The sequence below is a fragment of the Lentzea sp. NPDC006480 genome, assembly GCF_040611995.1.
Classification (GTDB): domain Bacteria; phylum Actinomycetota; class Actinomycetes; order Mycobacteriales; family Pseudonocardiaceae; genus Lentzea.
In genome coordinates, this window is the sequence record NZ_JBEXPJ010000065.1 from 1 (window position 1) to 21,512 (window position 21,512).

A 21,512-nucleotide genomic window follows, 5' to 3' on the forward strand; every position below is an offset into this window, starting at 1 on the left:
CCCCGACACCGCACGCCAGCAGAGCATGATCAACCACGACGACCACGTGGCGCTGAACCTGCAGGTCGCGCGCCGGTCGCTCGTGCTGCTGCGCAACGACGGCGTGCTGCCGCTCGCCAAGGGCAAGATCGCGGTCGTCGGCCCGCTCGCCGACGACCCGCAGACCCAGCTCGGCGACTGGGCGGGCTCGTCCGGCCAAGCCGACTGGATCCCGAACGGCCAGCCGCGCGAGATGATCACCACGATCCTGGACGGACTCGGAGAACTCTCCCAGGACGTCACGTACGCCCGTGGTGCCGACATCCTCACGCTGGAACCGGATCCGGCAGGCGACACGTTCCCCGACGGCCAGCCGCGGCCTCGGATCGTGCGGCCGTGCGATCCCGACCCGAATCTCATCGCAGAAGCCGTGGCAGCGGCGGAGAACGCCGACTACGTGGTGGCCGTCGTCGGTGACCGCATCGAACTCGTCGGCGAGGGCCGCTCCACGGCCACGCTCGACCTGATCGGCGGCCAGATCGCCCTGCTGGACGCGCTCGCCGAGACCGGCAAGCCGATGATCGTCGTGCTGCTCGCCTCGAAGCCGCTGGTGCTGCCGGAATCGGCCCGCAACGCCGCCGCGCTGGTGTGGGTCGCGAACCCCGGCATGCAGGGCGGCCGCGCGATCGCCGAGCTGCTGCACGGCCTGATCGAACCGAGCGGGCGCCTGCCGATCTCGTTCGCCGCGCACGCCGGCCAGCAGCCGACGTACTACAACCAGATCCGCGGCCAGCACGGTTCGCGCTACGCCGACCTGACGCAAGAGCCCGCGTTCGCGTTCGGCGAGGGCCTGTCGTACACGACCGTCGAGTACGGCGACCTGCACGTCGAGACGGCGGTGCTGCGGCCGGACGAGACCGTGCGGGCCTCGATCACGCTGACCAACACCGGCTCCCGGCCCGCCCGCGAGACCGTGCAGGTCTACGTGAGCGACGCCGTGACGTCGGTGAGCTGGGCGGACAAGGAGCTCAAGACGTTCAAGCAGGTCGACCTGGCGCCCGGCGAGACCGCGAAGGTCGCGCTGGAGCTGCCCGTGTCCGCGTGCACGATCGTCGACCAGCACGGGTCACGCGTGGTCGAGCCCGGCGAGTTCGTCCTCCTGGTGGGTCCGAACTCGAAGGACCTGCGCCGGGCCGAGTTCACCGTGAAGCCGCAGTTTTAGCCAAGACTGAAACTACTGAGGGTACCGGGCACGATCGTGAGGTAGCGGGGAGGGATCTCCACCGCCTTCGTGATCGCCTTCTTCACCGCCGGGACGAGGTCCGCGTCGACCAGTGCGACAGCGGGCCTGCCCGGCGAGTCGATCAGCATGCTGGCACCCGACGCTCCCGCGGCCAGCGCGGCTTCCACCACCGCGTCCTGCTCCGGATCCGGCTCCTGAGCGCGGTGGTACTCGGTCAAAGCCGCCCCGAGATCCCCACCGTCATAGCCGAACGGCCGCGCCACCTGCCGCTCCTCCCTGCGCACCCGCGTGTCCACGACAAGAAACCGATGAAGGGAACCTTCATCGACCTGAGGTGGATGAAGGTTCCCTTCATCGCGAACGTCGGGGGTTCCCGCGAGGTCCCGGAGTGCCAACCCGACTGCCGCTCCGAGTGCCTCGGAGGCGGACAGGCCGCTGCCTTGCGGGAGGTCGACGCTGCACATCAGGGTGGCGCCGCCCGTTGCCGAGAGGCCCGCTGCCCAGGCTGGGACGTCGTCGGACGGCAGGAGAGCGCGTTCGGTCGGGCGGTTCACCGATACGAGTTCGAGCTTGCCGTCGTCGCGCTTGTCCCCCGCCACGATGGCGCCCCACTTGGCGTGCACCTTCACCGCGCCACCGAGCAGGTTCAGAACGCCTGGCGCGTACCAGACGCCCTGTGCGGGCCTGCCGAACGTCCGCCGGAACGCGTGCGGCACCAGCCTGAGCTCCGGCGCGATCTCAGGCCGATCCGCGATGTCCATCATGCTTGCTGTGCCGTTTTCCGGGCCAGCAGCCGGTAGGCGTTGCCGTTGCCGGTGCGGGCCGCGATGAACCGGTTCACCGTCTGGTCCAGCGCCATCGCGACGAAGAACGCCGGAATCCCCAACGACCACACCAGGAAGCTGCGGGTCCGGCGCAGCCGCACCCGTTCCGGACGCCACGGCGCGGGCGTGCGCGGTGCGACGTTGCCGAGGAAGAGCAGCAACGCGAGCGTGAAGTCGTTGCACAGGTGGGCTTTCGCGCGTTCGGTGGCCACCGTGGTCAGTCCGCGGTCGGCGAGCGCGTGCTCCAGGTTGCCGATCGGCATCATGTGCTGGTGCTGCGGCTGGAACCACGGCATCCAGTACTTGCCGAACAACCGGCCGAGCCGCCACTCCGGGTCCGGTAGCTCGATCAGCAGGTAACCGCCGTCGGGCAGCACGTCGGCGACGATGTCCAGCTCCTCCCACGGATCCCGCACGTGCTCCAGGTAGTGGTGCATGCTGATCACGTCGTATCGGCCCTTGAGCTCGCCCGCGAACTCCTTGAAGCTGCCCCGATAAGCCTGTTCGATCCGGCCGAGCCGAGCCGCGTCCTCGATGGCCGCACCCTGGTCGAGGCCGTCGAACGCCGTCTGCGGCAGCACTTCCTTGGCGGCCAGGCAGAAGTGCGCGTGCCCGGACCCGACGTCCAGCCACCGCTCCGGCTTCGTGAACGGCTCCACCAACCGCGCCCGGCCGTAGTACGGGTCGTTCTTGCCGGAGAACACCGCTTCCGCCGACGTCTCACCAAGACCGTCGTAGAAGTCGCGGTAGTAGAAGCCGAGGCCTTCTTCGGAGAGGCGCGGGTTCTGCCAGACGTGTCCACATCGGACACAACGGTCCATCGTGAACGTGCCGGGCTTGCGCTGCACCAGATCCGTCGCGGTCACCCAGAGACGCAGATCCGTGCTGCTGCAGGAGGGGCAGTTGTCGCGCCGGGCTTCGCGGAAGTCCTTGTGGCGGTTCGCCTCGTACCAGGGCGCGGCCTGCTTGAGGTGCTCGGCCTGGCGCTTGTCGGCCGTGGACTTCTTGCCACCGGACGTCTTCAGCCACAGGTAGGGCGTGCGCAGGAACCGCGGCACCCACAGGTCACGTGGCTTGAGCGGGGTCCCCGCGAAGACCAGCAGCGGGTGCGCCCAGTACGCGGCCAGCGCAGCGAGTCCCCACTGCCAGTTCACGACAAGCGCCGCGACCACGGACGCGTACCCGATCACCGAGCCCGCGATCCACAGCGCCGGCCGCTTCCCGAACTGCTTGAGCGTCGCCGCGCGGTACCCGAGGTCGTAAGGCCCTGCCTTCAACCCCGGCGCGACCGCGATGTCGACCCGCACTCGCACGTTGTCCTTGATGCGACGCACATACGCGACGAACTCGGTCGGGTCGTCGGGGTTGATCTCCTCGACGAACTGCTCCCGCACCAGCACGGCCTGCGACGCGCTGATCCCGCGCGCCCACTTGTCGTCGCGGTACTTGGCCGGGTCGAACGCGCCCAGCAAGTCCAGTGCGGCAACGGTCGGCAGATCGGGCGGGATCAGGTCGACGAGATCCGCGTCGGTCACCCACGAGCCCTCGGGATGGACTCCGGTGCCAGAGATCGTGACAGGGAGAAGCGAGTGCTCGCCCGCGCCCTGAGCGAGCACTCGCAGCTTGGACGCGCGGGAACGCAGGCGCAGCACGTCCACCAGGACGACGAGCACCACCAACACGCTGAGGATCACCCGGCCACCACCTTTTCCAGTCGGTCGGCCGCGGCTGCCGCGCCGCCTGCCGCCAAGAACGACTCCCGCACCAGCTCGGCGGCGGCCGCGTACTCCGGCTCGTCCAGCACCGATTCCAACGCACTGCGAATATCAGCGGCCCGTGCCCGCGAGTAGGTCAGCCGGACGCCTGCCCCGGCCGCGACGACCTGGGCGGCGACGGTCGGCTGGTCGTCCCGGATCGGAGCCACGACCAGCGGCAACCCGTGCGCCAACGCCTCGCACACCGTGTTGTGCCCGCCGTGCGTGACGACCGCGCTGAGGTGTGGCATCAGCGCGAGTTGGGGCACCGAGGGGAGCATCAGGACGTTGGGTGGAGCGGGCCGCGGGCCGGCGACCATGACCACCTGCACATCGAGATCAGAGACCGCTTCCAGGGCCTGGCCGAGGAAACGTTCGCCGGCAGGACCGTTCAACGTTCCCAGCGAAACGAGCACCAGTCGTTGACCGGTGAGCTTCTCCCACGGAAAGTCCACGCGTTCCACGCGATGAGCCAGTGCCGGCCCCACGAACGCGACCTGGTCGCCGAACTCCCCCGTCACCAGCGCCTTCGAGCTGTAGACCAGCACCAGCCGGTCCGAGAACCTGATGTCCCCACCCGCGAAGTCGTGCAACAGGTCGCGCACCCAGGCGTCGACCTTCGGCATCGTCCTCAGTGGATTGACCAGCTCAGCCGACGTGCTGGCCGACGTCGCCCACGGCAGGTAGGCGTGCTGAGCCACCAGAGGTCCCGCGAGCGCCTGCTGGTCCGCGATGATCATGTCCGGCTCGAACGCCGTCACTGCCTGCGAGACACCGGGGACCATCGCGTGCCCGAGCGGAATCAGGAACTCTTCCCAGAAGAACTTGAGCACCGCCATCCCGCGCAGCCCGAGCCACCGCTCCCGCTTCGCCCGGATGTCGGCTTCCAGCAGGTCGTCGATCGCCGGGAACACCACCGCGTGGTCCGGCAGCAGCGGCTTCAGGGTCCGCGGATGCCCTACCCACGCCACGTCGTGCCCGCGCGCCAGCAGCTCGCCGCCCACCGAGGCGGTCGGGTTGATGTGGCCGGTCAGCGGCGGCACCACGAACAGGAACCGGCTCATGACGGCAACCAGTCCAGCAGCACGTCGAGCAGCTCGGCGGTCGCTTCGCGCAGCACGGTGTGGCCGAGCCCGGACACGATGTGCAGCCGGCACGACGGGATCCGCTCCCGCAGTTCCGCCGCGGCCCCGATCAGCTCGGACTCGGCACCGAACACGCCGAGCACCGGGCAGTGCACCTGCGTAAGGTCGAGCTTCGCGCCGGAGCCGAGGTCGTCGATCAGCGTGGTCCCGTTGAGCAACGCGTTGGCGTTCACGGCAAGCCGCGCGATCTTGCGCTGGCCCAGAGCCATCAGCTGGTCCTGTGTGCGGTCGAACTCCAGGCCCAGCGCGGCGACGGTCAGCGTGTTGGTGATGTCCTCGAACCACGCGTCGCCGACCACTCCCCCGCACGCCGACTCGACGAGCACGACGCCGCCGACGCGTTCGGGAGCCTGGACGGCCGCGTGCATGGCGACCACGCCGCCGTAACTGTTGCCCAGCAGGTAAACCGGGTCGGTCACACCGATCTCGTCCAGCACGGCGATCAGGTCGAGCGCGCTTTCCTCCGGCGTGTAACCAGATGGCGGCCGTTCGGACAGGCCGTGGCCGCGCAGGTCGAACAGCACCGTGCCGAACCCGGCCTTGGCCAGCGGCGCGGCGAGCGTGTAGTAGAAGCTGGACAGGTTGTCCATCACCAGGCCGTGCACGAAAACCACGGTCGGTGCATCGGTTGGCCCGAGCCGCTGCACGTGAAATCGCAGCCCTCGGGCGTGAACGTCAGACACGAGCCGTGATGTGGTCGACGAGACGGCCGACGGACATCGCCATGATCTCGTCGATGTCCATGTCCGCCAGGAACGCCACCAGGTCGACGCCGTAGTGCGCGTTGAGCTTGTCCGCCAACGCGACGAACTCGATCGACTCGAGGCCTAAATCGTCGCTGAACGTGGTGTCGTGGGTGATCTCCACGCCCAGCAGGAAGTCAGGCCCGACCACCTCGGTGATCATCTTCGCGACCTGCTCCAGCACCTCGTCCATCACTTCTCCGTTCGCACGCGGGCGGCGGCGTTGCCCAGTTCCGACACAACTTCGATCTGCGGCACGGCAAAGGCTCCGCGCACCCGAGCTGAGGCGTCGACGGTCAGTTCCGCCGGGTAGACGGGCCCGGCGCCGCGGTCCCACAGCCACGCGCGCACCGCGTCCTTCACCGCGATCACGCGCAGCAGCCAGTCCCGCTGGGCAGGCACGTCCAGTCCGCCGTAGTGCAGTCTTTCGGCCGAGTTCAGGTAGCGGCGCATGATCAGGTCTCTGGTCGCGCTGTCAGACCAGTTCTCGCGCACCTTGAGCCAGCCACCATCCTGAATGGACAGCATTTCGGTACCGGGTCGCAGTTTCACCTGCCAGATCCGGTCGTCCGTGGTGAACCTGCGGGTGGTCCAGCCGGTGATCCGGCACCACAGCACGCCGTTCACGGTCAGCTCGGCGTCGGCGACCATCTCCTGGGCGGTCACCGAGCGGATCCAGGCCGTGCACTGGACGTCGCCGGTCGGCACCGGGCCGTGGAACGAGACCTGTTCGATCCCGGTCGGCAGCACGGTCTGGTCGACGGTGAGGCTGACCTGCATCCAGTGACCGATGAGCTGTCCCGCGCTGTCCAGCAACGCTCCGGGCGCGGGCAACGGCGTCAGCACACCCGCGATTCCGTTGTCCGCCAAGCAGTCGATCTTCGTGACGCCCGCGAACGCCGGTCCGTGGAACATCCAGTTGTCCCGGTACAGCTCTTCGGCGCTGACCGGGGCTTCGCGAACGCCTTCGAGTTGCTCGTTCAGGCGCTGGCCCTTGACCGGGGCCATCAGCACGACGCCCTCGGCGTAGTCGCCGACCTTCACCACGACGCGTTCGGAGCCTTCCGCACGAGCGGTGATCTTCACCGTGGTCGCGGGCAGTGCGGTGAGCCAGCGCTTGGCCTTGACCTCGGCGAACCCGTGCACGGTGCCACCGGTGAGCCTGCGGGCCGCGTCGGCGAACACCTCCAGCAAACCGGTCGCGGGCACGATCGGGAACCCGTCCGCGAGGTCCGGCCAGCCCGGCGCCTGCGGGAACACCGAGTGGTCAACGAGTTCCGGCATGGTTCGGAGCGAGAACTCGCGGGTGAACCCGGCCTCGTTCGGCCTCAGCGCGCCGGCGACCTCGCGCGCCACGGCGTTGGTGTGGGCGAGGAGCTTGTTGACCGCGGCCGACATCGGGCTGTCGTCGGCGACCAGCACCGGCTCGGTGCCGATGGCGTCGAGCTTGATCTTGGGGGTGCCGAGCTGCAGCTTGACCTTGTGGGCGGTGCCGCGCTTGAGCCCGAACGCCCACAGCGCTTCCGGGGCGATGTCGGCGTTCACCGCGATGTGCGGCCGATCTGACAGGGTGTCCGAGACGAACCCCGGCAGGCTGCCCTGTCCGATTTGGACGAACGCCCGGAAACCCGCTCCGTGCAGGCGTTCCAGCAGCGGCCGGAACTTCACCGGCTCGACCAGGTGGCGCAGCACCAGTTCGCGAACGTCAGCCGCGGCCATGGGTTCGAGGGAGTTCGCGGACCAGACCGGGATGTCCGAGGCGCGAACCGGCAGCTGGTCGAGCATCTGCTTGGCCTGGCCCAGGTACGGGGCGAGCGCCGGGGTGTGGAAGCCGGTGCGGAACGGCATCAGCTGAGCCATCACGCCGTTGGCCTTCAAGCGTTCCAGGACGAGTTCGAGCTGGTCGATCGGGCCGCAGATCACCGACTGGTGCGGGCAGTTGTCGTGGCTGACCGTCACGCCTTTCGCCAGGTACTTCTCGGCGGTTCCCGCGTCGCAGCCCAGCGCGGCGTAGGCGATGTCCACGACCGCCACCGCACCGGGGCCGAGAGCCGAGACGAACTCGTCGATCGTCGGGTAGATGCCGCCGACGACCATCGCGGTCCACTCGCCCATGCTGTGCCCGGCGAGCGCTCCCGGCGTGATGCCGAGCGCCATCAGCTCGCGGGCGTCGCGGCGGCCGTCCTGCAGCAGCTGAACGGCGTGGTCGACGACCTCGCCGCTGAACTCGCGCTCGAAGCCCGGGAACAGGAACGCGACCTGGTCCGTGCTGGTCAGCAGCGGTTCGTGGGCGAACCAGATGTCGTGGCGGCCCGGCCACGCCTTGCCCTGGGCGATCACGCGTTCGGCGAGCTTGAGCTTGCGGTCGTCCGGATTGCCGATGGCCAGCCGGAACGCCCGGTCCGCGCTGGACGTCCGGCGTTCCTTCAACGCCCTGGCCAGCTCTTCGGCCGTGTCGGCGGCGAACATCATGACCGGCTTGCGCGGCTTGGCGACGGTGTGGCCGTCGAGCACGGCATGCGCGTTGATGCCGCCGAAGCCGAACGCGTTCACGACCGCGCGGTGCGGACCGCTCCACTCGCGGGCTTCCTTGACCGGGGCGAACCTGGTGTCTTTGAGCGCTGAGTGAGGCTGCTCGACGTGGAGCGTGGGCGGCAGGGTGTTGTGGTGCAGGGCCAGCGCGGCCTTGATCAGCCCGGCCATGCCGGCGGCGGGCATGGCGTGGCCGATCATCGACTTCACCGTGCCGATGCCGATCTCGTCGCCCTCCGCGCCGAACGCGTTGATCATCGTGGCGAGTTCCGCGGCATCACCGGCGGGGGTGGCGGTGCCGTGGGCCTCGATCAGACCGAGCCCGTCCCGCTTCGGGTCGAGTCCGGCGCTGTCCCAAGCCCGTTGCACGGCGAGGAGCTGGCCCTCGGGGTTGGGCGTCATCATGCTGGTCGCGCGGCCGTCGCTGGCCGTGCCGATGCCCCGGATCACCGCGTAGACACGCTCGTCACCGACGTCTTCGAGCCGCTTCAGCACGACCATGCCGACGCCCTCGGACAGCAGCGTGCCGTCCGCGCTCGCGTCGAACGGCTTGATGCGCTCGGTCGGGCTCAACGCCCTGAGCTGCGTGAACACACTCCACAACGTCGGGTGGTGGCAGACGTGCACCGCCCCGGCGAGCATGGCGTCCGCGCGGCCCTCCTGGAGCTCACGGACGGCGTGCTCGACGGCGACCAAACCGGACGCGCAGGCCGCGTCGACCGTGTAGGCGGTGCCCTTGAGGTCGAACCGGTTGGCGATGCGGGAGGCCGCGAGGTTCGGCACCAGGCCGATCGACGATTCGGGCTGCTCCGGGCCGAGCCGGTCGCGAATGGCCTGGCGAACAGTGCTGAGCTCGGCTCCGGCCAGGTTCGGGAACAGGTCGCGGACGACCGAGATGACCTCGTCCGCGAGCCGCACGCGCTGGTCGAGGCGGGCGCAGCCGGGCGTGAGGTAGCCACCGCGGCCGACGATCACGCCGATGCGGTCTCGCGCCGGAAGTGTGCTTTCGCCGCCCGCGTCCGCGATGGCTTCGGCAGCCGTGGCGAGGGCGAGCAGCTGGTCCGGTTCAGCACCGTCCACAGTGGAGGGCATGATGCCGAACCTGGTCGGGTCGAACTCGGCCAGGTCGTCGACGAAACCGCCCTTGCGGCAGTAGAACCGGTCGCCGGACGTGCTGCCCTGGTCGTAGTAGGTGGCCGGGTCCCAGCGGCCTGCCGGGATCTGCCCGATCGCGTCCACGCCGCTGACGATGTTGCGCCAGAACGTCGTCGCGTCGGGGGCACCGGGGAAGACGGCGCCGATCCCGACGATCGCTATGCCTCCCATCGGTAGACCACCTGCACGTCCTTGCCGGAGGCGATCTCGTTCAGCAACGCGTCCACGCCCTGCTGCGGCTCGATCAACGGGATGCCGCGCCGCGCGTACTCGTCGGCGAGGCCCACCGCCATGCCCGCGCCGGCCCACGGGCCCCAGTCGACGGCGACGACGCGGCGGTGCGTGCCCCAGAACCTGGCCATCCGGTCGAGGGCGTCGTTCGCGGCCGAGTAGTCGGCCTGACCGCGGTTGCCGAACACGCCGCTGACGCTGCCGAACAGGACCAGGAAACCGTCGTTGAACGCCTTGGCGCCGTTGACCTTCGTGGCCCAGACGCGGTCGAACGATTCCTGTGTCTTGGCCTCGATCAGCTTGTCGTCCAGCACGCCCGCGCCGTGGATGACGCCGTCGATCTTGCCGAACCTGGCCTTGATGTCGTCGATGACCTTGCTGACCGCTTCGGCGTCCGTGACATCGCACTCGTGGTAGCGGACGCTCGATGCCCTGGCGCGCAACCGGTCCATGGTCTGGCGGACTTCGCGTTCGGCCAGCACCTTCCGTGCCTTGGCCGGGACGTTGTCCTTCTCGCCCAGCTCGAACAGCGCCTTCACCAGCTCGGGCTCGGTGGTGGCGTGGGTGAGCCGGTGGTCCTCGGCCGCGATCGGGGTGCGACCGAGGAGTTCGACGTGGCAGCCCGTGCGTTCGGCGAGCGCCGTGGCGGCCAGCGCGGTGATGCCTCGCGCGCCACCGGTCAGCAACACGACGCTGTCCTGACCGAGTTCGAGAGGCTTTGCTTCGAGCTCAGCAGGTACGGCTTCGATGACCTGGCGCCTGCCCGCGTGGTAGCCGACGACCGCCGGGCCGGGGCCGATCTCCGCGAGCAACGCCGTGGCGATGTCGCGGTGGCTCTCCTTGGAGTTGACGTCGACCGCGCGCACCACGAGATCCGGGTACTCCAGAGCGGCCGTGCGGATCAGGCCGTGCAGGCCGATGTCCGCGGGCAGCTCGTCCGGGGCGTGGTCGAAGCCGAACGTGCCGCCGCCCGTGGTGACCACGACGAGCGCGACTCCGTTGGTGACACAGGCTTTGACCTCGCTGAACGCCTCGGGCAGCCGTCCGCCGAGCCGGACCACGACGTCGACGCCGGTGAGGTCGTCCGGGAACACCGGCTGGATCCGCGGGCGGGTGGCGTGCTTCTCGATGAGGTCGGCCAGTTCGAGCCCGATGCCGTTGTCGTCGATGATCAGCACGGTCTTGCCGGTGAGGTCGACGGGTTCGGCGGGCTCGGCGGGCACGACCTGCGGCACCAACCGCACCAGCCGCCCAGCTGCCGGGACGTCTGCAAGTACCGCCAACTGCGAGTTGGTAGTACTTGCGGACGCCGAACCGAACCAGCCGACGATGGCCTCGATCGTCTTCAGCTGCGCCAACTCGTCCACAGAACCCGTCGCACCCAGCTCGGAGGCCAGCTCGCCGACGATCTCGGTCCGCTTGATCGAGTCGATCGACAGGTCCGCTTCCAGGTCCAGTCCGGGCTGGAGCATCTCGACCGGGTATCCGGTGCGGGTGCTGATCGTCTGCACGACGACCGCCCGGACGTCCCGGGCCGGTGACTTCGAGGCGTCTGCAAGCACTACCAACTGCGGGTTGGTGGTACTTGCGGACGCCGTGCCGAGCCAGCCGACCAGGCCATCGATGGTCTTCAGCTGAGCCAGTTCGTCGATCGATCCGGACGCGCCCAGCTTCTGGGCCAGTTCGCCGACGATCTCGGTGCGCTTGATCGAGTCGATCGAGAGGTCGGCTTCGAGGTCGAGGCCAGGCTGCAGCATCTCGATCGGGTAGCCCGTGCGTTCGCTGATGGTTCGAAGTACCACCGTGGCCACGTCTTCTGCCTGCGGCTGCGGTGCCGGTGCCTTCGTGGTCGTGTGCTCGATGACCGGCATCGGGGCCGGTGCGGCGGGGGTGTTGCCGAGGTAGCTCAGCAGGACGTCGCGCTGTGCGCTCACCGCGTCGCGCATGCCGTCCAGGAACTTCTCGATGATCTCGTCTCGCCCCAGCCCCGAGCCGATCTTCAGGGTCGGGAACTCCGTGGCGGGCCTGAGCCCACCGGGTAGGGCGTCGCCGTTCGCGTCCCGCACGAGACCTCCATCCACGTACCAGCCCGGCCGCGGCGGCACGACCGCGGCGGGTTCGGCCCTGTCCTCGAACAGCGGTGCGGCATCGACCTCGACGCCGGCGGCCGCGAGCTCTGCCAGCGTGTGCAGGAACGTCACGTGGTCGTCGCAGCGCAACGTCTGGTGCGGGCGGTCGCCGAGGGTCTTGCCGACCAACGACGTCAGCACGCCGCCCGGTCCGGCCTCGACGAAGATCCGAGCGCCCGCCGCGTACATCGACTCGATCTGGTCCACGAAACGCACCCGGCCCGCGAGCTGCGCGGCCAGGCCCGCGCGGACGTCGGTGTGAGGCTCGGCGGTGACGTTCGACCACACCGGGAAAGCCGTCTCACCAATGGAAATGGCCTGCAAACGGGCCGCGAACCGATCGCGCGCGCCCGCCATCAACGGGCTGTGGAACGCGGCGGCGACCGGGATGCTCTTCACGCTCAGCCCGGCGTTCTTCAGCAGCTCCACGGCGTTGCGCACGGCCTCGGTCGGACCGGAGATCACGACCTGGTCGGGCGCGTTGTGGTTGGCCACCACGACATCCGACGGCAGCAGCGCCTCGACCTCGGCCAGTGGCGCGGACACCGCGGCCATCGTGCCGGGGTCTTCACCGACCGCTTCCAGCATCGCCTCGGCGCGCGCGGCACTGAGGTCGAGCAGGTCGGCGGGCTCGAACACACCGGCTGCGGCGAGCGCGACCAGTTCGCCGTAGCTGTGGCCGCCGGCCAGATCCGGCCGCACACCAACGGATTCCAGCAGCGCGGTGACCATGAGCCCGGCGATTCCCAGCGTCGGCTGAGCCATCCGGGTGTCGGTGATCGCCGCGCGTTGCCTGGCGACGTCTTCGGCGGTGAGCGCGGCCGGTGGGTACATCACGCGCTCGTAGCGGGCGTCCACGAAGTCCTGCAGCCGCGGGAAGGCCGTGACCAGGTCGAGCAGCATGCCCGGTCGCTGGCTGCCCTGCCCGGGGTAGAGGAACGCGACCTCGGGCCGCTCTCCCCCGCGCAGCTTCACCGTCTCGCTGGATCGCCAGGTCTCGACGTCCGCGAGCGCCTTGCGCAGGCCGTCGTGATCGCTGACCACGAACGCCGCCTGGACCGTGCCGCTGCCGCACGCCGCGGCCAGGTTTCGCAACGGCGTCCTGGCATCGACGATCGCGGCGAGCCGAGCTGCTTCCCGTTGCGCCGCGGCCTGATCGTCACCTCGGATCAGGAACAGCTCGGCGGGCCACTGGGTCAGGCCGTGCCACGGCTCGTCGGCGCCGTCGTAGCCGGCGATGACGGTGTGGAAGTTCGTGCCGCCGAAGCCGAACGCGCTGACGCCCGCGACCCGGTCCTTGCTCGCCCAGGTGCGGTGGCCGAACGTGAACGGGCTGGTCTCCGCGTTCCAGAACGCGTTGGGCTGCTTGACGTGCAACGTGCCGGGCCGCAGTCCGGTGTGGACGGCCAGCGCCGCCTTGATCACGCCCGCGAGTCCTGCCGCGCACTTGGTGTGGCCGATCTGCGACTTCACCGAGCCGATCGTGCAGGTGCCGGGTTCGGCGCTGGAGAACATCTCGGTCAGCGCCGCCAGTTCGGTGCGGTCGCCCACCACGGTTCCGGTGCCGTGCGCCTCGACCAGCCCGACCGACGTGACCGGCAACCCGGCCGACGCGTAGGCCCGTTGCAGTGCTCGCTGCTGACCTTCCGGACGCGGCGCGGTGAGGCCGCGAGACCGGCCGTCGCTCGACGCGCCGATGCCCTTGATCACCGCGTAGACCCGGTCGCCGTCGCGTTCGGCGTCTTCGAGTCGCTTGAGCACCAGGCACGCCACGCCCTCACCGAGCGCGATGCCGTCCGCACCGGAGTCGAAGGTGGAGCAGCGTCCCTTGGCGGACAAGGCTTTCACGGAAGCGAACATCTGGTAGTCGTGCGCGCTGTTGTGCAGGTCGACAGCGCCGCACAACACCATGTCGCTGGTGCCGCCGACGAGTTCCTTGCACGCCACGTCCAAAGCGGCCAGGCTCGACGCGCAGGCCGCGTCGACGGTGTAGTTCGCGCCACCGAGGTCGAGCCGGTTCGCCACGCGCCCGGAGATCACGTTGCCGAGCACGCCGGGGAACGAGTCCTCGGTGAGCGCGGGCAGGTGGTCGTCCAGGCCGCGGATTCCCAGCGCCGGCAACGCGGTGCGGACCGTGTAGGCGTTCGCCAGGTCGGCACCGGCTTCGGCGCCGAAGATCACCGAGGTGCGTTCGCGGTCGAACACCCGCGTCGCGTATCCGGCGTCCTTCAACGCCCGTGCCGACACCTCCAGCGCGAGCAGCTGCGCCGGTTCGATCGACGTCAGCGAGGCGGGCGGGATGCCGTACGCGAGCGGGTCGAACGCCGTGCGCGGGATGAACCCGCCCCACTTGAACGGGCTGTTGTAGCGCTCGGGCGACCAGCGGTCCTCGGGAATCTCCGTGACGGAGTCCGTGCCCTTGAGAATGTTCGCCCAGAACTCGGCGACGTCCTTCGCGCCGGGCATGATCGCCGCCATGCCGACGATGGCGACGTCCAACGGCTGCTGGCCAGTGGTCTCCGCGGTGGTCTCGGGGACCTGGCCGGAGACGATGTCCTCGTGCAGCCGGGCGATCGTGGTGCGCTCGTGCCGCAGCGTGGCGACCTGGCCGATCATGAACATGCCTTCGCGGCGCTGTTCGTCCTCGCCGACCTCGACCAGCCCGCCCTCGCCGCGGACCAGGCCCCGGCTGGCGAGCCGCAGCCGTCCCAGGTTGAGCTGTTCGAGCTTCTCCCAGCTCTCCTGCTTCGGCAGGTCCTTCAGCTCGGCGCGGGCCTGCTCGAACGTGTCCACATAGGACGTCTGCGCGCAGCGGACCGCGTGGCCCGGCGAGGTTTCCAGCAGAGCGGTGTCCTCGCATTCGAGCGCGACCTGCTGGAACACCGGCTGGATGGCACCGTGCGTGACGGCTTCCTCGGTGAACAGGTACGCCGTGCCGACGAGAACGCCGATCGCCGCACCACGTGCCGCCAGCGGTGCGGTCATCGCGTCGATCATCGCAGCCGAGCGCGCGTCGTGGATGCCACCTGCGAAGAGCGCGACAACGTCCTTCTCGCGGCCACGCAACACTTCGATCTGCTGCTGCCACAACGTGAAGCTGGATCGTGGGCCCGTGTGCCCGCCGCACTCCGAACCCTCGAAGACGAACTTGCGCGCGCCCTCGTCCAGGAACCGGCGCAACAGCGCGGGCGAGGGCACGTGCAGGAACGCCTCGATGCCCGCCGCTTCCAGCTCACGTGCCTGCGCGGGCGTGCCACCGGCGACGATCGCGTACCGCGGCCGGACCGCCAGCACGGCCTCAAGCTGCCCGGCGCGCAGTTCCGGCGGTGCGAACCCGAGCAGACCGACACCCCACGGCCGGTCGCCGAGCTTCTCAGCGGTCGTTTCGAGGAGTTCGCGGACCGCTGGACCGTCCATCAGCGCGAGCGCGAGGAACGGCAGCGCACCACCCTCCGCGACGGCCTGAGCGAACGCGGGCTGGTCGCTGACCCGCGTCATCGGACCCTGCGCGATCGGGTAGCGCAGGCCCTCGACGCGGTCGCAGAACGGCCCGCCGGCCCGGATCGAGCGGTGTTCGCCCGCCTGTGCGACATTGTCTCGAATGGCCCGCTGAATCGCGCCGACGACGCCTCCGACGGTCCCAAACGAGACGCGATTGAATTCCGCGAACGCGCCTTCTTGACCAATTTCGAGCGTGTTCTGACGAACATGTACACGCAACCCGGCGTTCACGACGGTGTCGGCACCGTCCATCGCGCGGACCGCGTTCACAATTTCAGCGGAAATATGTTTTCGAGCCTCCGCGACTAGCGTGAGCTGGCCTTCCAGCACCACTCCGCGCGCTCCGCCGGCGACCGCGGCGGCAGCCGTGTCCGGCCCGATCGATCCCGCCACCCAGACCGGCAGATCGGTGATCGCGAGCACCTGCTGGAGCAACACGAACGCGGGCGAGCCACCCACCCGGCCGCCTGCCTCGGCACCCTTCGCGATCAACCCGGTGGCCCCGAACTCGATCGCCGCAACGGCCTCCGCCACCGAGGTGATCATGGCAAGTACCCGGCGTTCACCCAGCTCAGCCACGTTCGGGACATGACGAACGAGATCAACCACCACGGTGTCGACGGCGTCCGGCAACGCGCTCGTCAACGGCCCGTGCAGCCGTACCCCGAACGCGCGGGGGTGGCGCGCGGTGACACGACTCAGGTCACGGGCGGCGTGCGGCCCGAGATCGAGCACGCCGAGGCCGCCCGCTCGTTCGGCCGCGACCACGAGGGCCGGGTTGGGGGTGCTGAACGGACTCAGACACAGCACCCGATCTCGATCCGACAGCATGTTCACTGCGCTCGCTTCCTCACCGTGCAGGGGGTGGGGAGAAAGGAATTCAGTTCGCTACCTACTCACCAGTACATTGCGGGGCTCACCGTACGCACAAACCACAGTCGCCGTCGAGGGGGGTGATGAAACTTTCTCATGTGCGTAACCTGACGAATGACCCCAGATGGCGGGGCGCATTACGCCGCTTCGCGGATGGCGCGGCGTGCTATGGCATCCGCAGCACGGGTTTGATCACCTCGCCCGCCTCGGCGGCCTCCATCGCCTCGGTGATCCGCTCGAACGGGAAGCGCGTGATCAGTTCATCGAACGGAAACCTCCCCTGCCGGTGCAGGTCGAGCAGCGTCGTGACCAAGCTCGTGCTGCGCCCCTCACCACCGAGAACGCCGATGACCCGCTTCCCCCACAACGTGCTGAGATGATCGAGCTCGACCCGCGCCCCGGCCGGCGCACCGCCGATGAGTGCGCACACGCCCCGCATCCCCACGGAGTCCACGGCCTGGCGGCACACGGCGACCACACCGGTGCACTCCAGGCTGAAGTCCGCGGGCCCGTCGCAGATCTCCCGCACCGCCGCCACCGGGTCGTCCGCCGCCGCGTTGATCACGTCCGTCGCGCCGTACCTGCTCGCCGCGCGCAGCCTCGGCTCGTGCCGGTCGACCGCGATGATCCGGGTCGCGCCGCTGTTGCGCGCGGCCATGATCGCGGCCAGCCCGACCGTGCCCGCTCCGTAAACGACGATTGACGAACCAGCGTGGGGCCGCAGCACGTTCAGCACCGCGCCCGCGCCGGTCGACAGTCCGCACGCCAACGGCCCCAACAGGTCCAGCGGCAGTGACGTGTCCACCGGCACCAGGCCCCGATGCGGCACAACGGCGTGCGTCGCGAACGACGACTGCCCGAAGAAGTGGCTGGCCAACGGCGAACCGTCGAGCCTGCGCAACGACTTGCCGCCGCCGACGAGGAGCTCACCCAGCCGCAGGCAGTAGCGCGGCTGGCCGTCCAGGCAGTTGCGGCACTCACCGCACCACGGCCAGCCGAGCACGACGTGGTCGCCCTCGGCCACGGTGGACACTCCCGGCCCGAGGGCCTCCACCACCCCGGCGCCTTCGTGGCCGAGCACACCGGGAAGGGGGAACGGCAGGTCGCCGTGGCGGGTGATGGAGTCGGTGTGGCAGATGCCGGTCGCGACCACGCGAACCAGCACCTCGCCCTCGCCTGGTTCGGCCAGGAGGACGTCCTGGAGCTCGAACGGTCCGTGCTGCGCACTGACGACGGCCGCGGTGATCCTCACGCCAGCACCTCCGTCACATCGGCCCGCACCGGCAACGCCTCCAGGTCGTCCGGCACCTCGGCGTGGTCCCGGTTGATCCGCACCAGCCGGGCCCCCGGCACACCGCGCACCACCGTCTCGACCGGCCACCGGATCACCGACGGCGTGCTGAACCCGGCCCCGATCTCCACCACCAGCAATCGCCCCTCACCGCCGAGCCACGACCTCAACCGCTTCCCCGCGGGCACGTAGTGGTCAGGCACGTACTCGGGTCCCTTGTGCACGTTGAGGAACACCGGCCCACCGCACCGAGGGCACGACGGCACCGCCGCGACCTCTCCGGACTCCGCGTCGTAGGTGGCCAGCGCCGCCTCGACGATCGGTCTGCTCTCCCACGTCTCGCGTGTGCAGGGTGTTTCGCACTGATAACGCCCGTAGTCCCCCTGGGGCGTCCACACGTCATCGAAACCGTTGCGCGCGAACAACCCGTCGACGTTCGACGTCAGCACGAAGTGGTCGCGCTCCCCGATCGTCGCCCGCAGCCGCCGGTACAACGGGTTCGGCGCCGGGTCGAACCGGATGTCGCGCACGTGCACGGACCAGTAACCCCACAGCAACCGAGGTGGCAGTGGCAGGCCGATCAGCTGGTAGCGCGCCCACAACCCCTTGCGGTGCAACGCCGGGAACAGCTCCGCGAACCGCTCGGTGTCCGAGTAGTCGTACCCGGCGGCGGCCGACAGCCCGGCACCGGCCGCGATCAGCACCCGATCGGACTCGTCCAGCCAGCGTTCGAACGTCACAGCAGCTCCCGGTAGGCGAGGTCGTCCTCGTCGCTGAAGGTCGCGAACACGACCCGCTCGAACCGGCCGGGATGCGCGGCCAGCCAGTCCCGCACGGTCGCCACCGCGATCCGGGCCGCCGCATCCTTGGGAAACCCGAAGATCCCGGTGCTGACACCGCAGAACGCCAGCGTGCGGATCTGGGCGACCTCGGCGGCCAGGTCGAGGCACGCCCGGTACGAGTCGGCGAGGGCGTTGGAGTGGGCGGGCAACACCTTTCCGCGCACGATCGGCCCCACGGTGTGCAGCACGAACGGCGCGGGCAGGTGGTAGCCGCGGGTGATCTTCGCGATGCCCGTGGGTTCCGGCGCGGCCTGTGCGGCCATGATCCGGTGGCAGTCGGAACGCAGGCGCGGCCCGGCCACGGCGTGGATCGCGTTGTCCACACACGGATGCATCGGCTGGAAACAGCCCAGCAACGCGTCGTTCGCGGCGTTCACGATCGCGTCGCACATCAACCGCGTGATGTCCCCGCGCCACACCGCGATCGGCCCCGGCAGCGCCCGCGCGTTGACGAGGGAACGTTGCTGGCGCTCGCCCCCGAACAGCGCGTCGAGCACGGAAAGCAGCTCGGCGGCGAGCGGTGCGGGTTCCCGCACGGTCAGCAGCGACCGCAACAGGCTGCGCTGCGCGGCGAAGCCGCGGGGCAGGGCGAACCGGCCCACCCACGGGTCCTCGCCGAGCAGCCGCAACGCCATCTCGGTCAGCACCCCGAGACGCCGGGCCGGTGCGGGCGGGCTGAGCGGGTGGAACGGTTCGTCCAGCGCGACCGCGTCCCGGTAGTCGCGCAACGGCAGCGCGGTGATCATGGTCAGAACAGGCCGTTGCTGTGCGGCAGCGAGGCCGGGATCGGCGCGATGACGTCCCAGTGCTCGACGATCTTGCCGTCGGCGACCCGGAACAGGTCCCAGTACGCCACCGGCTCGCCGAACTCGCCCTCGGACTGCAGCAGCACGAGGTCACCCTCGGCCACGACCTGGTGGATGGTCTTGTAGACGAGGTTGCGGCCCTGCCCTGCCCACTTCGCGGCCGCGGCACCGAACCCGGTCAGCCCGTCGGCGGCTTCGGGGTTGTGCTGCAGGTAGGTCGTCGTCGAGATGTAGTCGGTCAGCACCGAGTAGTCGGCGTCCTGCAGCACCCGCTGCGCGAATTCCCGGACGAACGACCGGGAAAAGGAGGTGTCGGCATCGGCCGGCTGGGCCTGACCGTCCGTCTGGGACCGTCCGCTCGCCGTCTCCCGGACGAGCGGCGTGAGCGCGTCCCAGTGCTCGGCGAGCTTGCCGTCCGCCACCCGGAAGAGGTCGAACGCGACCAGCGGCTCGGGCGCGAAGCCGTGGTAGACGCCGTGCAGCGCAACGAGATCACCATCGGCGATGACCCGCGCCAGCTCGTAGTGGAAACCCTCCGGAAGACCTGCGACGAGCTCACGCAACGCCTCGGGACCGTCGCCGATCAACGCGCTGTGCTGGCGGTAGTCCGGCGAGACCCAGCGGTCCACTGCGGACGGATCCTTGTCGCCGAACAGTTCGCCGGCCGCCTTGAGAACGAGTTCTTTGTTGTCCATGGCGAGAACTCTGGCCCGTGCCGCCCGCGAGAACGAGGTAGGATCCGGCTTCACCATGGTCAAAAGTGGACAGCTTGCCGAGTTCGGCTTCAGCAACCCCGACCGCCCGAGGTTGGGACTGGAGGCGCTGGAACTCGCCGATCTCCGCCGCAGGCTCACCGAAAACACCCTGACGCAGGTGCACAGGACGGACTTCCACCAGCTGTTCCTGGTCACCGCCGGGCACGGCAGCACCATGGTCGATTTCGTGGACCACCCGTGCGGGCCCGGCACGTTGCTGCACGTGAGCCCTGGCCGGGTGCTGCGCCTGCCGACCGGCCCGTTGAAGGCGCACGTGGTGCTGTTCACGCCCGCGTTCCCGCCGCCGCTCGACCGCACCCGGCCGTTGCTCAGCCCGTTCGGCCCGGTGCGGTGGCACGTACCGGCGACCGGACGGGCCGTGCTGGACCGGGCCGCGCGGGACCTGCGGCAGGAGTACCGCGACGTCGTGAAAGGCGAGCCGGACGACCTGGTCAGGCAGCTGCTGGGCGTGTTCCTGCTGCGCATCGCCCGGTTGCGCGCGGCCGCGGCCGCCCACGGCGATCCCCGCTTCGAACGGTTCCAGCAGGAGCTGGAGCGGTCGTTCACGACCACCCGCAACGCCGCCGACTACGCCGCCCGCATCGGATACTCGTCGCGCAGCCTGAACCGGATCTGCGTGGCAGCCACCGGCCAGTCGGCCAAGACCCTGATCGACGCGCGGGTCGCGTTGGAGGCCAAGAGACTTCTCGTGCACACAGACCTGTCGTCCGCGGCGATCGGCCACCGGCTGGGTTTCAGCGAGGCGACCAACTTCACCAAGTTCTTCGCCCGCGAGACCGGCATGTCACCAGGCGCGTTCCGCCAGTAGCTGGTCGAGCGTGTGCCGGCAGATGGCGGCGAAGACCGGGTTCGTGGCGCGGTAGTACGGCAGCCCGACCACGGCGAGGTCCAGCGCCCAGCCGCGAGCGCGCGCCCACGTGGCGTCGTCGAACTCCCGAAGCTCACGCCGGAACGCACGCCTGCCAGGGGCGTCGAAGAACAACCACGCGGGCATCAGGTCGCCGGCCGGGTCACCGACACCGGCACAGCCCCAGTCGATCACACCGGTCAGCGAGCCGTCGGTGAAGAGCATGTTGCCGCTGTGCAGGTCGGCGTGCAGCCAGCGCGGAGGCCCGTCCCAGCGCGGTGCGTCGAGCGCTTCCCGCCAGAGCGCGGTCAGCCGCGGATCGCCACCGAGCTGAGCGATGCCCTGGTGCACGTCGTCGTCGTACTTCTCCTGCTCCGCGTTCCCGCGATGAGGGCGCCACTGCTGCCCGGTCACCTCGACGCGCTGCAAGGCGTGGATCACCGAGGCCAGCCGGATCGGGGTGTCCGCGCGGACCTCGTCGACGGTGGCGGTCGTGCCGGACAGCCAGCGCACGACGGTCCAGGCGTTCGGGAAGCCGAGGTCTGGTTCGCCCAGAGCGACCGGTTCCGGGACGGCGACCGGGAGGTGCCGGGCGAGCAGCGGCAGGATCGCCGTGTCGCGTTCGGCCTCGCCGGTCGACCACCCGCGGTGCGGCAGCCGGACCGCCAGCTCGTCGCCGAGGCGGTAGATCGCGTGACTGGTGCCGCCGTGCTCGACCGGGACGATCGGGAGGCCGTGCCAGCGCGGGAACTGCGTGCGGACCAGTTCGTCCACAAGAGACACGTCCGTCGCGAACACCGCGTCCTGCATCGACCACTCCCCAGTCCGGCCCGGTGTCATG

General features: G+C 69.7%; 14 protein-coding genes. 2 read left to right on the forward strand and 12 right to left on the reverse strand.

Annotation, left to right across the window (positions count from 1 at the left end; all coding sequences use genetic code 11):
* The coding region (locus ABZX92_RS24415) for a glycoside hydrolase family 3 C-terminal domain-containing protein (protein ID WP_355563562.1) at window positions 1-1,201 on the forward strand (1,201 nt) is incomplete at its 5' end.
* On the opposite strand, the gene ABZX92_RS24420 is transcribed toward ABZX92_RS24415, so the two are convergent.
* The 11 genes from ABZX92_RS24420 to ABZX92_RS24470 form a co-directional block, all read right to left on the reverse strand.
* Window positions 1,198-1,983: a hypothetical protein gene (locus tag ABZX92_RS24420; RefSeq protein ID WP_355563565.1), complete on the reverse strand. Its 786-nt coding sequence runs from the start codon at window positions 1,981-1,983 to the stop codon at window positions 1,198-1,200. The two genes, ABZX92_RS24415 and ABZX92_RS24420, sit on opposite strands and share 4 nt — an antisense overlap.
* The gene (locus ABZX92_RS24425; RefSeq protein WP_355563567.1) at window positions 1,983-3,740 is read right to left on the reverse strand and encodes a class I SAM-dependent methyltransferase; all 1,758 of its coding nucleotides are present in this window, start codon (window positions 3,738-3,740) and stop codon (window positions 1,983-1,985) included. Before ABZX92_RS24425 ends, ABZX92_RS24420 begins: the two co-directional genes overlap by 1 nt.
* Window positions 3,737-4,864 (reverse strand): nucleotide disphospho-sugar-binding domain-containing protein, encoded by a 1,128-nt coding sequence (locus ABZX92_RS24430; protein ID WP_355563570.1) that lies wholly within the window; start codon window positions 4,862-4,864, stop codon window positions 3,737-3,739. Before ABZX92_RS24430 ends, ABZX92_RS24425 begins: the two co-directional genes overlap by 4 nt.
* Window positions 4,861-5,628 (reverse strand): alpha/beta hydrolase, encoded by a 768-nt coding sequence (locus tag ABZX92_RS24435; protein WP_355563573.1) that lies wholly within the window; start codon window positions 5,626-5,628, stop codon window positions 4,861-4,863. The genes ABZX92_RS24430 and ABZX92_RS24435 overlap by 4 nt, the downstream gene beginning before the upstream one ends.
* Complete coding sequence (locus tag ABZX92_RS24440) at window positions 5,621-5,881, reverse strand: phosphopantetheine-binding protein (RefSeq protein WP_355563576.1); 261 nt, start codon at window positions 5,879-5,881, stop codon at window positions 5,621-5,623. The genes ABZX92_RS24435 and ABZX92_RS24440 overlap by 8 nt, the downstream gene beginning before the upstream one ends.
* Window positions 5,881-9,546: a beta-ketoacyl synthase N-terminal-like domain-containing protein gene (locus ABZX92_RS24445; RefSeq protein WP_355563579.1), complete on the reverse strand. Its 3,666-nt coding sequence runs from the start codon at window positions 9,544-9,546 to the stop codon at window positions 5,881-5,883. Before ABZX92_RS24445 ends, ABZX92_RS24440 begins: the two co-directional genes overlap by 1 nt.
* Window positions 9,534-16,046 carry an SDR family NAD(P)-dependent oxidoreductase gene (locus tag ABZX92_RS24450; RefSeq protein ID WP_355563582.1) on the reverse strand — a complete coding sequence of 2,171 codons (6,513 nt, stop codon included), beginning with the start codon at window positions 16,044-16,046 and terminating at the stop codon, window positions 9,534-9,536. Before ABZX92_RS24450 ends, ABZX92_RS24445 begins: the two co-directional genes overlap by 13 nt.
* Window positions 16,047-16,275: 229 nt before the next feature.
* Window positions 16,276-17,361, reverse strand: a complete 1,086-nt coding sequence (locus tag ABZX92_RS24455) for an NAD(P)-dependent alcohol dehydrogenase (RefSeq protein ID WP_355563585.1) — start codon at window positions 17,359-17,361, stop codon at window positions 16,276-16,278.
* A complete protein-coding gene (locus ABZX92_RS24460) occupies window positions 17,358-18,140 on the reverse strand; it encodes a hypothetical protein (RefSeq protein ID WP_355563588.1) in 783 nt (260 codons plus the stop codon). The genes ABZX92_RS24455 and ABZX92_RS24460 overlap by 4 nt, the downstream gene beginning before the upstream one ends.
* On the reverse strand, window positions 18,137-18,988 hold the full coding sequence (locus ABZX92_RS24465; RefSeq protein WP_355563590.1) for a protein-ADP-ribose hydrolase: 852 nt from the start codon (window positions 18,986-18,988) through the stop codon (window positions 18,137-18,139). Before ABZX92_RS24465 ends, ABZX92_RS24460 begins: the two co-directional genes overlap by 4 nt.
* Window positions 18,989-18,990: 2 nt before the next feature.
* Window positions 18,991-19,743 carry a nuclear transport factor 2 family protein gene (locus tag ABZX92_RS24470; RefSeq protein WP_355563593.1) on the reverse strand — a complete coding sequence of 251 codons (753 nt, stop codon included), beginning with the start codon at window positions 19,741-19,743 and terminating at the stop codon, window positions 18,991-18,993.
* Between ABZX92_RS24470 and ABZX92_RS24475 the strand changes: the two genes are divergently transcribed.
* A complete protein-coding gene (locus ABZX92_RS24475) occupies window positions 19,742-20,632 on the forward strand; it encodes a helix-turn-helix transcriptional regulator (protein WP_355563596.1) in 891 nt (296 codons plus the stop codon). The two genes, ABZX92_RS24470 and ABZX92_RS24475, sit on opposite strands and share 2 nt — an antisense overlap.
* Here the strand turns inward: ABZX92_RS24475 and ABZX92_RS24480 are convergent.
* The gene (locus ABZX92_RS24480; protein ID WP_355563599.1) at window positions 20,609-21,481 is read right to left on the reverse strand and encodes an aminoglycoside phosphotransferase family protein; all 873 of its coding nucleotides are present in this window, start codon (window positions 21,479-21,481) and stop codon (window positions 20,609-20,611) included. The genes ABZX92_RS24475 and ABZX92_RS24480 overlap by 24 nt on opposite strands.
* Window positions 21,482-21,512 lie beyond the last annotated feature (31 nt).

Bases quoted from the DNA above. Each gene is read 5' to 3' on its own strand.
- ABZX92_RS24470 (WP_355563593.1), bottom strand. From the start codon at position 19,743: ATGGACAACAAAGAACTCGTTCTCAAGGCGGCCGGCGAACTGTTCGGC.
- ABZX92_RS24465 (WP_355563590.1), bottom strand. From the start codon at position 18,988: ATGATCACCGCGCTGCCGTTGCGCGACTACCGGGACGCGGTCGCGCTG.
- ABZX92_RS24440 (WP_355563576.1), bottom strand. From the start codon at position 5,881: ATGGACGAGGTGCTGGAGCAGGTCGCGAAGATGATCACCGAGGTGGTC.
- ABZX92_RS24445 (WP_355563579.1), bottom strand. From the start codon at position 9,546: ATGGGAGGCATAGCGATCGTCGGGATCGGCGCCGTCTTCCCCGGTGCC.
- ABZX92_RS24475 (WP_355563596.1), top strand. From the start codon at position 19,742: ATGGCGAGAACTCTGGCCCGTGCCGCCCGCGAGAACGAGGTAGGATCC.
- ABZX92_RS24480 (WP_355563599.1), bottom strand. From the start codon at position 21,481: ATGCAGGACGCGGTGTTCGCGACGGACGTGTCTCTTGTGGACGAACTG.
- ABZX92_RS24430 (WP_355563570.1), bottom strand. From the start codon at position 4,864: ATGAGCCGGTTCCTGTTCGTGGTGCCGCCGCTGACCGGCCACATCAAC.
- ABZX92_RS24420 (WP_355563565.1), bottom strand. From the start codon at position 1,983: ATGGACATCGCGGATCGGCCTGAGATCGCGCCGGAGCTCAGGCTGGTG.